The 13,219-nt window shown below is 72.5% G+C and carries 10 protein-coding genes; 3 read left to right on the top strand and 7 right to left on the bottom strand.

Going from position 1 to position 13,219, the window contains the following annotated elements; genetic code table 11:
• Positions 1 to 58: 58 nt before the first annotated feature.
• Together ACI79T_RS12305 and ACI79T_RS12300 are read right to left on the bottom strand one after the other, a co-directional pair.
• Positions 59 to 1,939, bottom strand: a complete 1,881-nt coding sequence (locus ACI79T_RS12305; protein ID WP_456610350.1) for a metallophosphoesterase family protein — start codon at positions 1,937 to 1,939, stop codon at positions 59 to 61.
• A gap of 293 nt (positions 1,940 to 2,232) precedes the next feature.
• Positions 2,233 to 3,627, bottom strand: a complete 1,395-nt coding sequence (locus ACI79T_RS12300; RefSeq protein ID WP_456610349.1) for a threonine/serine ThrE exporter family protein — start codon at positions 3,625 to 3,627, stop codon at positions 2,233 to 2,235.
• 281 nt (positions 3,628 to 3,908) lie between these two features.
• Between ACI79T_RS12300 and ACI79T_RS12295 the strand changes: the two genes are divergently transcribed.
• Positions 3,909 to 4,802 (top strand): serine hydrolase, encoded by an 894-nt coding sequence (locus tag ACI79T_RS12295; RefSeq protein WP_456610348.1) that lies wholly within the window; start codon positions 3,909 to 3,911, stop codon positions 4,800 to 4,802.
• Positions 4,803 to 4,845: 43 nt separating this feature from the next.
• Here the strand turns inward: ACI79T_RS12295 and ACI79T_RS12290 are convergent, their stop codons facing one another.
• The 4 genes from ACI79T_RS12290 to ACI79T_RS12275 all read right to left on the bottom strand — a co-directional run bounded on the left by ACI79T_RS12290 (position 4,846) and on the right by ACI79T_RS12275 (position 9,716).
• Complete coding sequence (locus ACI79T_RS12290; RefSeq protein WP_456610347.1) at positions 4,846 to 6,297, bottom strand: aldehyde dehydrogenase; 1,452 nt, start codon at positions 6,295 to 6,297, stop codon at positions 4,846 to 4,848.
• Positions 6,298 to 6,517: 220 nt separating this feature from the next.
• On the bottom strand, positions 6,518 to 8,284 hold the full coding sequence (locus ACI79T_RS12285; protein ID WP_456610346.1) for a carbohydrate-binding domain-containing protein: 1,767 nt from the start codon (positions 8,282 to 8,284) through the stop codon (positions 6,518 to 6,520).
• Positions 8,281 to 9,081 (bottom strand): polyphosphate polymerase domain-containing protein, encoded by an 801-nt coding sequence (locus ACI79T_RS12280; RefSeq protein ID WP_456610345.1) that lies wholly within the window; start codon positions 9,079 to 9,081, stop codon positions 8,281 to 8,283. Before ACI79T_RS12280 ends, ACI79T_RS12285 begins: the two co-directional genes overlap by 4 nt.
• Complete coding sequence (locus ACI79T_RS12275) at positions 9,078 to 9,716, bottom strand: DUF4956 domain-containing protein (RefSeq protein WP_456610344.1); 639 nt, start codon at positions 9,714 to 9,716, stop codon at positions 9,078 to 9,080. Before ACI79T_RS12275 ends, ACI79T_RS12280 begins: the two co-directional genes overlap by 4 nt.
• 212 nt (positions 9,717 to 9,928) lie before the next feature.
• Here ACI79T_RS12275 and ACI79T_RS12270 point away from each other — a divergent pair, with 212 nt between their 5' ends.
• On the top strand, positions 9,929 to 10,885 hold the full coding sequence (locus ACI79T_RS12270; RefSeq protein ID WP_456610343.1) for a phosphodiester glycosidase family protein: 957 nt from the start codon (positions 9,929 to 9,931) through the stop codon (positions 10,883 to 10,885).
• Positions 10,886 to 10,895: 10 nt separating this feature from the next.
• Entirely contained in the window at positions 10,896 to 11,996 is a 1,101-nt protein-coding gene (locus ACI79T_RS12265; protein WP_456610342.1) for a glycosyltransferase, read from the top strand.
• Positions 11,997 to 12,268: 272 nt separating this feature from the next.
• Here ACI79T_RS12265 and ACI79T_RS12260 read toward each other — a convergent pair whose 3' ends face one another.
• Positions 12,269 to 13,009, bottom strand: a complete 741-nt coding sequence (locus tag ACI79T_RS12260; protein WP_456610341.1) for a group I intron-associated PD-(D/E)XK endonuclease — start codon at positions 13,007 to 13,009, stop codon at positions 12,269 to 12,271.
• Positions 13,010 to 13,219 lie beyond the last annotated feature (210 nt).

Below are 13,219 nucleotides of genomic sequence, written 5' to 3'. Positions count from 1 at the left end.
CGAGCGATGTCGGCCTGCCCGAGGACCGCAGTGCGCCCCCGGGCAGGCCGCCACGTCGTCAGTCGGTCAGCGGGAAGCGGTCGAGCACGACGGGCGCCTCGTCCGGCGTGCGCAGGTCGTAGGTCCACGTGGTCACTTCACCGGAGCCCGTGTCCAGCACCGAGAAGACGGCGATGTCGTTGTCCTGGACGAACGGCAGGGGGGTGCCGTCGACCGCGCGCAGCGGGTTGACCGTGGGAATCACCGGCTCGAGGCCGCCGGGATTGCCCTGCGCGAGGTAGTTCGAGGCGTCCCACGGCGCTCCCGGGACATGCCGGCTCCGGCCGCTCAGCTCGTGGAAGGCGCCGTAGGAGTTCCCGGTGTTCGACGCCTCGAGGAACACGGTGCCACCATCCCCCTCGAACCGGTTCCACAGGTGGCTGTGGCCGCTGTAGACGAGGTCCACGCCGGCGGTCTCGAGCATGGGCTGGACGTCGCGCGTCAGCATGTTGTCCTCGACCGGGTACTCGTACCGGACGCCGATCAGCGCGCCGGCCGCGTCGCGCTCCTCGATCCGGACCGGGTCGGTGAACGCGGGGGCGATGTTGTCCCCGAGGCCCTGCGGACCCTCGTGCATCATCACGACCGTGTACCGAGCCTTGCGGAACTCCGGGCTGCGCAGCTCCCTCGCGAGCCACTCGTACTGCTCCGACCCCTTCTCCAGGCCTTCGTAGACGAACTCCCCGTAGCCCTGGGCGAGCGGGTCCGACAGGTCCTGCGCCGCCTCCTGGTAGCGGCTCGTCGACGTGCGCGCGGCCGGGTCGGCGTCGTTGGCGGTGCCGCGCCACATGCGGGTGGCGTACAGGGTGATCAGGCGGACGTCGCCCACGGTGGTCGCGTAGTACGTCTCACCGCCGGGCCTGCTCTCCGGCAGCGTCAGGATCTCCTCGTACGTGGTCGTGCTGAAGGAGTTGTCCTCGATCCACTGCCCCCGCACGGCGGGATCCCCCTTCGGGTTCACCTCGTCGGCGACCGCCTCGTACGCGGCCGCCGCGACGTCGCGCGGGACGGAGCTGTTGCCGTCGCTCAGGCTGGTGGCGCCGGCGATGCGTCCCTGTACCTCGTGGTTCCCCACGGCGGCGAACAGAGGTGCGCTCTGGATGATCGGTGCGCCCGTGTAGACCCGGCCGTTGGTGGCGGTGCGGCCACCGTGGCCCTGCAGCACCGGGAACCAGGCGCTGCCACGGCTGTCGTCGAACCACTCCGAGGCCCGGTCCGGCACGTTGACGAGGTCGCCCGCTTGGAACACTGCGTCGATGGTGCCGATGGTCGCGGCGGCCACCTGCAGGTTGGCCGGGGTGTTCACCATCGATTGGTGATCCGACGTCAGCAGGATCCGCTGCGGCTCGCCCGGGCGCGCCGCCGGGGAGAGCGTGAAGGTGGCGGAGGCCCCCATCAGCGCGCCGTCGGCCGAGAGCACCCGGTACGGGACCTCCGAGCCCGGGCGCAGTCCGCGCACCACCGCCTCGTGGCGGAACACGTCCCGCTCGACGATGCCGTCCTCGCTCGTCGGGCGGGTCGCATCGGGTAGCTGCGAACGCGCGTCCTCGGCCACCCGCGAGAGCCGGGTCGTACCCGCCCGGTGGACCTTCACGCCGCGGGGGCCGCGTCGCCCGTCGGCGATCTCAGCCAGCTCCCGCTCCGTCAGGTCGTCGACGCCGTCGCCCGTCAGGACGACGTGCCGGTCACCCGGGCGCTCGGTCATCCACACGACGTGCACACCGCTGGGCAGGGGGCTCTGGAGGAAGGGGTCGGTCAGCAACGGCAGGTCACCGACGGCCGTGGTCGAGAAGCCGCTGGTCGGTGCCGGTGCGGTCGGAGCGGCCTGCGCGGCGAGCGGGGCGCAGACGGCGAGTGCTGTCAGGGAGCAGATGATCACGGGAACGGGTGTGCGGCGCACGACTGGCCTCTCCTGTCAGGGATGTGGGCGAACCGACCCTGGCAAGGCCCGATAGACAGCACCGGAACGGCCGGGGACCGAGACCGGTCACGGGCGCGAAGTCGCGAGTTGCGCGCATGCGCGGCCGGCGGATGGCCCGGTCGGCGACCCCGTCGCCTTCCGAACTCCTCCGCGCGACCGGGGAACGCGTTACGCCCACTCGTTCGAACTCCGCGTACACACGGGGCCGCGGCGAGCGGGGACGGCTGCGCTCACCCGGCTGGAGGGGGGGCGTATGAGCAGCGGGCCGGGCCTCAGTCCCCGGTGGTCGCCCGCCGGCGGACCCGCCGATCGAACCGGTCGCTCCGCCCGCCGAACGGCCGGCCGAAGTACCTGCCCAGCACGACACCGGCGGCGAGGGCGAGCCCGATCGCCGCGGCCCCGACGAGGCCGTTCAGCCCGCCGGCGACGTCGGCCTCCACGACGATGGCGAACAGAGCGCGGTAGATCGCCAGCCCGGGCAGCAGCGGGACGATGCCGCAGACCGCGACCAGCATCGGGGGGATCCGCAGCCGCTCGGTCAGTGCCTCCCCGCAGAACCCGACGACGACGGCGGCGGCCGCGGTGGCCACCGCGGGTCCTGCCCCGAGCAGGCCGGCGACCCAGTAGGTCGTCCAGGCCACCGCGCCGGTGACGGTGGCGACGCCGACGGCCCGCGCCCGGGCGTAGGACGCCAGGGCCCAGGACCCGGCCATCCCGGCCGCCGCTGCCAGCGCCACGGCGAAGGGCACGGTGAACGCCGCCGGGTCGGTCACCCGCAACGGGAGCTGGGCGCGCTGGGCCAGGTCCAGCACGCCGGCGATGCCGACGACGATGCCGGTGGTCAGCATCAGCACCTCGAAGGCCCGCGCGGCGGCGGTCACCGGAAAGCCGCTGATCGCGTCCTCCGCGGCGCCCACGAAGGACAGCCCGGCCAGCAGGACGACGATCCCCGCGGCGACGACCAGCGAGCTGCGGACCCCGACGTCCCAGACGACGAGGAGGACGGCCACGCCCGTCGCCACCGCGGCACCTGCCGCCTGCTGGAAGAAGCTGGGGAGCCCCCGACGGTCCAGGGCCTGGATGACCCGCTCGATGGTGGCCGTGGTCAGCGCCGCCACCAGGGCGACCAGCCAGCCGCCGCCGAGCTGGAAGGCGACGGCGCCGGCCACACCGGCCCAGCCCAGCGCGTGCACGCGCCGGCGGTACGGGTGCGGGGCGGACACGACCCGGTCCAGCCGTCGGTGGGCGACCTCGGCGTCCAGGCGCTCCGTCACCACCTCCCGGGCCAGGTCGGTGATCCCCTGCAGCCGGGTGTAGTCCAGTCCCCGTGGGCGCACGATGCGCATCAGTGTCATCGGCGGGGCGTCGTCCGGGTCGTAGCTGATCGTCAGCGACGTGTGCGTGATGTCCACCTGGCAGGCGACGAGGCCGTAGGCGGCCGCCACCCGGAGCACGGTGGCGTTGACGTCGGCGGCCGAGGCCCCGACGGCCATCATCGACTCCCCCAGGCGGAGGGCCAGACCGACCGCTGCGCGCGCGCTGGACTCGTCCACCCCGCTCGGCTGGGCGCGCAGTGCGAAGGGGGCGGTCGGCGGACCGGAGCCGGAGACCGCCCACCGCGCCCGGTCGGGGAGCCGGCTCAGCCGTTGACCCCAGGACCGGTTCATGCCGTGCACTCCTCCACGTTACGGTTCGATGACGGACAGCACGGCCGTCGTGCGCCGGTGCCGCCCATGACCTTCGCCACCCGGACGGACGCACAGCACCGGCCGGTCCCGCCGCCGAGGTGAGGCCCTCCACTCCCGCACCCGGCTGTTTCATCGGCAGTCGGTGCGCGACGCCTCGGACGCTTCGCACAGGCCGCTCCCAGGTGGGCACCAGCTTCGTCCACGATCTTGATCGCATGCTGAGCGCGTCCGAGCTGCTACGTCGCGGGCGGCGGCCTCTGGTGGCCGCTCTCCTCGCCGCCGTCGTCGCGAGCGGAGCGGCCACCGTCGCCGTGGTCGGCTCCGCCCCCGGGACGGCGGCCGGCTCCACCGGTTCCGCCGCGACCGTCACCTCGGTCACCGTGCCGACCGGCACGACCACGCAGATGCTGGCAGCGGCTCCCGTCGTCGTCGCCGTAGCCGCGGAGGCGATCCTCGACGAGGTCGCCGCGGCCGGCACGGCGGCCGGCGGCACGATCACCGCCGTCGTGCTGGCCGCGGACGGGACGCCGCTGGTCGTCGGTCCGGACGCCGGTGAGCAGACCTACACGGCCTCCCTCGTGAAGATCCTGGTGGTCGGCCAGCTGCTCGCCCAGGACGCGGCAGGCGCGCTGACCCTCAGCGCGGACGACCTCGCCCTGATGGAGCGGGCGGTGACCGCCTCCGACGACACCGCCATGAGCATCCTGTGGGACCGGTACGACGGCGCCCGGCTGGTCACCGACGGCGCAGCCGTCCTCGGGCTGTCGGCCACGGCTCCCCCGGACGTCGCCGGGCAGTGGGGCCAGCCCTGGACCACGGCCGCCGACGTCGCGACCGCCCTCGCCGCCGTCGACGACTGGCTCGGGCCCGAGGACGCCGCCACGCTCCTGGGCTGGATGCGCGCGACCTCCGCGACGGCCGCGGACGGCTTCGACCAGCAGTTCGGGCTGCTCGGTGTCGCCACCGAGCAGGTGGCGGCCAAACAGGGCTGGATGTGCTGCGTCGACGGACGCCGGCAGCTGCACTCGGCCGCCGTCCTGGGCGACGGACGGGTCGTCGTGCTGCTGGGCGACTTCCCGGCCGCCACCTCGTGGAGCGAGGCGTCGACGGCCCTCGACCGTGCTGCCGCGGCCGTGCTCGCCGGCCTCCGCTGAGCGCGGTCCCCCCGCGGACGACCGCGCCACGTGGCCGCCGCCCTCAGAACGGGTAGACGCGGGGCTCCACCTGCATGCTGATCCAGCGCAGCTCGCTGAACGCATCGATGCCGGCCAGCCCGCCGAAGCGGCCGTACCCGCTGTCCTTCACGCCGCCGAACGGCATCTGCGCCTCGTCGTGCACGGTCGGGGCGTTGATGTGGCAGATGCCCGATTCGATCCGCCGGGCGACCAGGAAGCCGCGGGCGGCGTCCCGGGTGAAGACGGCGGCGGACAGCCCGTAGGCGCTGTCGTTGGCGGCGGCGACCGCCTCGTCCTCGCCGCGGACCCGGGTGACGGTGACCGCCGGGCCGAAGATCTCCTCGGAGAAGATCGCCATGTCCGGCGTGACGTGGTCCAGCACGACGCCGGGCATGATCGTGCCCTGCGGCTCGCCCTTCGTCAGCACCGTCGCCCCCTTGACGACGGCGTCGTCCACCAGCCGCTGGATGTGCTCGACGGTGCTGGTGCCGATGACCGAGCCGAGGACGACGTCGCCGGTGCGCGGGTCGCCGACCGGCAGCGACTGCACCCGCTCGACGAGCTTGGCGACGAACTCGTCCGCGACGGACTCGTCGACGATGATCTTGTCGGTCGACATGCAGACGTGGCCCTGGTTGACGAAGCCGCCGAACGTCGCGCCCTGCACGGCGGCGTCGATGTCGGCGTCGTCGAGGACGAGCAGCGGGTTCTTCCCCCCGAGCTCGAGGAGCGCCGGCACGAGGTGGCGCGCGCAGACCTCGCCGATGATCCGGCCGACCCGGGTGGAGCCGGTGAAGTTGAGCCGGCGGACCGCCGGGTGGGCCACCATCGCCTCGGTCACCTCGGCGGCGTCCTCCGGGGCCACGGTGATGACGTTGACGACGCCGTCGCCCAGGCCGGCCTCGACGAGGATCTCGCCCAGGAGCATGTGCGTCGCCGGGGAGAGCTCGGAGCACTTGAGGACGACGGTGTTGCCGGCGGCGAGCGGGAACGCGACGGCGCGGGTCGAGAGGATCACCGGGGCGTTCCACGGCGCGATGCCGATGACGACCCCGGCCGGCTGGCGGATGCCCATGCTCAGGCTGCCGGGGACGTCCGAGGGGATGACCTGCCCGCCCACGTGCGTGGTGAGGCCCGCGGCCTCCCGGAGCATGCCCGCGGCCAGGTGCACGTTGAAGTGGCCCCAGCCGGCGGTCGCCCCGCACTCGGCGGCCATCCGCTCGACGAAGCGGTCGGTGCTGGCCTCCAGCAGGTCGGCGGCCCGGAGCAGCTTCATCCGGCGCTCGCTGGGCGTCGTCGCGGCCCACTTCTGGAACGCCGCCGCGGCGGCGTCGACGGCCTTCAGCGCGTCCTGGACGTCGGCCGCCTGGCAGCGGCTCACGGTCTCCCCGCTCACGGGGTTGGCGCGGTCGAACGTCCGGCCGCTGCCGGCGGCCAGGCTCTCGTCGCCGATGAGCAGGCTGGTCTCGAGCACGGTCACTTGCTCCTCAGGAGGTTCTCGGGGTGGGTCGGGGACCGACGGAGGCGGCGCGTGCCCACAGCGGCCGTCCGACTCCATCAGTTCATGCCGATCATCCGACGGCCAGTCGGTCGGCGGACACCCCCCCCGTCGGCGACCGGGCGTACCCGGCCGGACCAACTGCGCAGCGGCGCCGCCCCACGGGGACGACGCCGCTGCGACGGAGCGGTGCGCGTCAGCCGGCGGGACGCCCCCCGCGGGCTCCTCCCCCGCCCATGCCGCCGCCGGTGAACTCCCCGGCCGTCGCGGTCGCCACCTCTGTGCCGTCGACCACGACGGTGTACTGCGCGCCGCTCTCCACGTCTGCGGAGGAGAACGTCACCAGGGCGAAGTCCTTGCCCGCCGTCCAGGTGCCGAGCACATCACCGTCGGCGGACACGACCTCCACCGTCGAGCCGGCGGCCTGCGCGTCGAAGGTGGCGGCCACCCAGGCCTGCTCCGACGACGTCACCGGCGCCTGTGCCATGCCCGAGCTGCCGGTGACCAGCAGGTCGCCACCGTTCACGACGAGGCCGTTCTGCACGTCGATGGCGCCGTTCCCGCTCTGCGTCGGGCCGCTGACCACGACCGTGCCGCCGGTCATGGTGCCGTTCCCGTTGGAGTCCAGGCCGTCACCGCCGGAGTCGACGGCGATGGTGCCCCCGGTGATGGTGAGCTGGTACGCGCTCGAGGTGGCGAAGGAGTCACCACCACCGCCGGGGCCCTGCTGACCGGAACCGTCGTTGCCGCCGCCCACGTTGATGCCGTCGTCGCTCGCGGTCAGGTCCAGTTGCCCGCCGGAGATCGTGATGACCGCGCTCTCCACCGCCTCGTAGGACCCGGTCACCGTCAGCTCGCCGCCGGCGATCGTGACGTCGCCGTCCGCGTGCACGCCGTCGTCGGCGGTGGCGAGCGTGAGGGTGCCGTCCTGGATGCTGACCACGCCGTCGGAGTGGACGGCGTCGTCGGCGGCGTCGACGTCGACCGTGCCGCCACCGACGACCACGCTGACCGTGCCCTTGAGCCCCTTCGCGGAGGCGTCCTCGGCCACGGTCTCCCCGCTGCCACCGCCTGCTTCGACCCGGACCGTGCCGGCGGCCACGATGACGTCGGTCTCCGCGGCGAGGCCGTCCCCGCCGGAGGTCACGTCCACCGATCCGCCCGCGACGTACACGTAGCCGGCCGTGGCGTCCTCGGCATTGTCGGACTTCAGGCCGTCCCCGCCGGCCGTGACCGTGACGTCGGCGCCCTCGACCACGAGGTAGTCCTTGCCGCGGATGCCGTCGTCGACCGCCGCCACGGTGACCGTGCCCGAGTCCAGCACGAGGCCGTCCTGGCTCGCGATGCCGTCGTTGGCGTTGCCGGTGACGACGAGCGCGCCGGTCCCGGTGAGGGTCAGGTCCGCGGCGCTGTACAGCGCCGCGTTAGGCTCTTCGCCGTCGACGGCGTAGTCGGAGCCGTCGGCGAGGGTGTTCGTCGACCCGTCGGCCAGCACCACCATCGCGATGTCGGCCGCCATGAACGCCAGGGCCGACGTCGTGGACGAGGTGATCTCCGCGTCGTCCAGGATGACGCGGACCACCCCCTCGTCCGCGGTGTCGACGAGGACCTGGCCCGCCAGGGTGCCGCTGAGCCGGTAGGTGCCGGCCGCCGTGATGGTCACCGTGCCGTCGGACACCGTGACCGCGTCCGAGTCGGTCTCGGCCGAGTCGCCGGTCAGCGCGATCTCGACCACCTCGGACTCCTCGTAGTCGTGGTCGGCGTCGTCGTCGTGGGTGACCAGGTTGGCGGCGACGGCGTCCTCGACGGAGATCCCCGTGCTGGCCGACACCTCCTCGGCGGAGACGGTGGAGACGGTGCCGTCGGAGGAGCTGGTCGTGGTGGAGCCGGCGGTGCAGCCGGCGAGGACGGCGGCGATCAGCGCACCGGACAGAGCGGCGCGGGTCTTCTTGAGTCGGCTCACGGGAGGTTCCGATCGTCGGAGGAGCAGGGGGTCAGGAGGGAGAAGTGCCGGCGCAGGACCGGGCACCACTTGTTGTCGGGGAGGTCGCCGCGCAGCGCGGCGAGCCCGGTGCCGTACTTGGAGATCCGGGTGGGCCGGTGCCCCGACCGCCACAGGCGGCGGTCGGCCGCCGACGGGGCGGAGCCGGACTTGGTCTCGACGAGCACGACCTCCGCGAGCCCGGCGGCCGGGCCGCCGGGCAGGGACCAGGTCAGGTCGGTGTCGACGGTGACCCGGCCGTCGGTGGCCGGGAGATGCAGGGTGGTGCGCCGGTACGCGGTGCGGAGCACGGGCCGGAGTTCGTCGCTGCGGACCTGGCCGAGGCCGGCCCGGTCCAGGACGTCGTCGACGAAGGCGGCCGCGTGCTGCCGGTCGCCGGTGGCCGGGATGCGCTCCTTCACCGTCGCACCGCGCGGCCCGCGGGTCTTGACCTCGAGGAAGGCGGTCCCCGTGTCCAGGTACGTGCGCCGGCGCACCTTGAACCGCCGCCTCCTGCCCCGGGCGGCGAGGTGGTAGCCGGTGAGCTCCGGGGTGTCGAGGTAGAGGGACTCGTAGCCGAAGGCGCGCAGCCCGGCCATCTCCAGCACCCGCACCTCCTCGGTGCGCGCCAGGCCGGCCAGGAACTGCTCGGCCGCGGGCAGCGGGAGGACGTACTTCCGGTCGACCCGGGTCTGCAGCGCCGCGCGGGCGACGAGCTCCTCGAGCCCCACGGGCGGGAGGTGCTCGACCGAGGGCAGCGCCGGCATGACCGCGGTCACCGCTGCACCGGGGTGGACGCGGGGCCGTGGGGCCGCCCGAGCGGAACGGGAGCGGCCGACGCAGCGGGGCGCACCGCCGACCGTGGTTCACGGGCGACCTCGAACCGGACGTCGACCCACGTGGTGTCGTTGACCAGGTCCACGCGCTGGACGGTCACCTGGTGCACGCGGGCGCCGAGCAGGCCCTCCAGGTGCGCGGTCAGCCCCTGCTCGTCGGTGAACGCCGAGTCGAGGACCATCACCTGCTGGCGGTACCGGCGCAGCAGCCGCGGGTGACCGGCGGCGTACATGGCGACGACGACCATGGCCATCAGGGCGAGGGTGAGCGGCACGCTCGCCGCACCGAGGCCGCCCAGCAGCCCCAGAGCCAGGGCCGAGAAGTAGTAGGCCACCTCGTGCTGGTCGAGCTCGGTGGACCGCAACCGGATGATGGAGAGCACGCCGAACAGGCCCAGGCCCAGGCCCGCTCCCACGCCGCTGCCGGCGAGGGCGACCGAGACCGCCAGCACGCCGACGTTGACGCCGATGTAGGCGATGACCAGGTCACGGCGCCGGTGGCGGGGGAAGTACACCCCGAAGGTGAGCAGCGCGATGGCGAGCAGATCGGCTGCGTACAGGTAGACAGGAGAAGACATCCGGCTTTCCAGAGCTTGACGGCGGGGCGAACTCCACGTTGCGGCACGGAGCTGCGCTGTCACTGGGCGTCAGCTCCACAGTGCCTGTGAGCCGGTTCCCGCGGTCCGGTCGGTGCACCGCGGCGGATGCGCGGGGGCCGCCCTGCGGATCTACAGCCGCCCCACAGCTCCGGCCCATGGCCGCCACAACCGGCTCCGTCACAACTGACGGCATGCCCGAGGACACCCGCCCCCGCTCGCACCGGATCCGCCGCGCCGTCATCGCCGGCGCCACCGCACTGACGGTGGCCGCCGGCGCGGGCTCGGCCTGGGCCCTGGACCGCTTCGTCATCGACCACGTCGAGATCTCCGACGTCGACGCCTACGAGGCCGCGCAGTCCACCGGGACCGATGCCTCCTCCCTGTCGACCGGCGGCACCGTCACCGGCAGCTCCTACACCTCCGACGGCGCCACGGTCGAGGTCTCCACGGTGGTCACCGGCAGCGGCGACAGCACCGTCACCTACTACGTCGCCGACGTGACCCTCACCGACGCGACGGTGCTGCAGTCGGCCTTCGCCGAGAACCAGTTCGGCACCAACATCGTCGAGAACACCTCGGACATCGCCGAGGACAACGGCGCGGTCTTCGCGATCAACGGCGACTACTACGGCTTCCGCGACACCGGCATCGTCGTCCGCAACGGCGTGGTCTACCGCGACGAGGGCGCCCGCCAGGGACTCGCCTTCTACCGCGACGGCACCGTGCAGGTCTACGACGAGACGGCCACCACCGCCGACGAGCTCGTGGCCGACGGTGTCTGGAACACCCTGTCCTTCGGGCCGGCCATCCTCGAGGACGGTGCGGTCGTCGACGGCATCGAGGACGTCGAGATCGACACCAACGTCGGCAACCACTCCATCCAGGGCGACCAGCCGCGCACCGCCGTCGGAGTCATCGACGCCAACCACCTGGTGTTCGTCGTGGTCGACGGCCGCAGCCCCGGCTACAGCGAGGGCGTCACGCTGACCGAGCTCGCCGGGATCATGCAGGACCTCGGGGCGACCACCGCGTACAACCTCGACGGCGGCGGCTCCTCGACCATGTACTTCGACGGCGAGGTGGTCAACGACCCGCTGGGCAAGGGCGAGGAACGCGGCGTCTCCGACATCCTCTACATCGCGGGCTGAGGCGACCGCCGTGATCGTCCTCATCCCCGCCTACCAGCCGGACGGCCGCCTGCCCGACGTCGTCGACGCGCTGAGGGCGGCCGACCCCGGGATCCGGCTCGTCGTCGTGGACGACGGCAGCGGGCCGGAGTACGCGCACGTGTTCGGCGCGGTCCGCGCGATGGGGTGCCGGGTGCTGGAGCACCCGGTCAACCGGGGCAAGGGCGCCGCCCTGAGGACCGGCTTCTCGTTCGTGGCCCGGAACTGGCCGGGCGAGGACGTGGTCTGCGCGGACTCCGACGGCCAGCACGGGCCCATCGACATCCTCCGCGTCGCCGACCGCGTCGCGGGCGGCGGGTCGATGGTCCTCGGCGCTCGACAGTTCGTCGGGGACGTGCCGGCGCGCAGCCGGTTCGGCAACGCGGCGACCCGGATGCTCTTCCGGCTGGCCACCGGTCGCCGGCTGCAGGACACCCAGACCGGGCTCCGGGGCTACCCGGCCGCGCTGCTGCCGTGGCTGGTGGCGGTGCCGGGTGACCGGTTCGAGTACGAGCTCGTCGCCCTCCTGCAGGCGGCGCGTCGTGGACTGGCGATCGAGGAGATCGAGATCGCCACCATCTACCTGGAGGGCAACGCGTCCTCGCACTTCCGCCCGCTCGTGGACTCGCTGCGGGTCTACGCGCCGCTGATGGCGTTCCTCCTCTCGTCGTTCGGCGCCTTCCTGGTCGACACGGTGGCGCTGCTGACCCTGCACGCCCTCACCGGCACGCTCCTGCTGTCGGTGCTGGGCGCCCGTGCGGTCAGCTCGACGCTCAACTTCCTCGTCAACCGGCGCGTGGTCTTTGGCACCGCACCGGACCGGCGGACCTTCGGCGCGGCAGCCGTCCGGTACGCCACCCTCGTCGTGCTCCTCCTGGGCGCCAACTACGCCGTCCTCCTCGCCCTCACCGGCGCCGGGCTCGGCCTCCTGCCGGCGAAGCTGCTCACCGAAGGAACGCTGCTCGCCGTGAGCTACCTGGCCCAGCGCCACCTCGTCTTTCGCCGCCGCGGGCGGCCCTCGCCGGTACCGCCGCGTGGTCGCGATCGAACGCCGGAGCAGCTGCCGGTCCGGGACCTCACGCCGACGCGGTGACGTCGAGGGTCAACTCGGTGGGCGAGGTGTTCCCGGGTCAACCCGGTGGCGACCCCAGGTTCTTGCGGGTGCATCCGACCCGTCGTCCAGTACACGGAGTCCGAGAGGCCGCCTGAGCGCATCACCGCAATCCGCAGCGACTTGGTGGGGCGTCAGCGGCAGTCTCGGTGCGGTGCTCGACAAGCGCTCGATCTTGGTCGTGACCGGCTCGACCAGCGGAGGACATAGCCCCACGAGCTTCACCGCGCCGCCATCGGCGGCCAGTAGCGTGGTCACGCACGGGCGGCAGGGTCCACCTGCGCCAATCGGTACTGCGCGTAGCCCCGAAGGTGAATGGCATGCAGACCACCAACCGCGGCGACTGGAATCAAATAGCACGTGAGCGCACCGTCGATGATGAAGAAGTCATCGGTCTCCTCAGGGCCGTACGTTCTTCGTTCCCGGCGCGAGGTTGAGAGATAGACCTTCCACGTGTCTCCGACCCGTGCCGTCGTCGTCTTCACCTGTACGCGGCGAATTCCCACATCGGTGCAGACAACCAGGTCATAGCGGCTGGGTTCGAGCGGCCAAGAGACTTCGTGACCGCACAGCGTGAACCAGGAGGCAGCGAGGAGCGAGCCCGCGCGACCGAGATGAGCGATGTCCGGCCGGCTGTTGCGATCAAGCACAGCGGTCGGCTGCTCTGTCAGGTGCTTGCAGTCCGCCTTGAGCCGAGCCGCGTGCCCCTTCAACGCTGCGACAGCGGAGACATTGCGGACACCCAACTGCTCGGCAACCTCTGACCACGTTCTGGCAGCTTCTATAGCCGCGTGAAGCTCGCCTTCGGTCCACTTCCGCTGTCCCTTGAAGTGGCTGTAATCGGCACCGAGACGATCGGCGTGCGAGCGCACCGAGCGCATGGATCCAGCCGATGTCGCCAGCAAACCCAATCGCCGCAGCACTCCGCGCCAAGAGCTTGAGTTGGCGATCGCGCCAAGAAGCTGCTCGTCGGAATAGGTCCGCTTCTGCGACACGCCCGGACCATACGGCCCACCAGTGACACGCCGCTCCCACTGTTGCTCGCGCGCCTCGTCGATGTGTGGGGAAAGAGGATCAGCAGGTGCCCACGCGGATGCGCCGAGGAGGCGGTAAAGGTGCTTTCAGGTTTGGACCGACGAGCTGACCATCCGTTGATCGTTGCCCATGCAGGCCGACCGAGTCCCAGCGGACCATAACCACCAACG

It is taken from the genome of Blastococcus sp. SYSU DS0619, assembly GCF_054051035.1.
The sequence above is the reverse complement of the archived record's forward strand: the minus strand, read 5'-3'. Positions and strand labels throughout refer to the sequence as shown.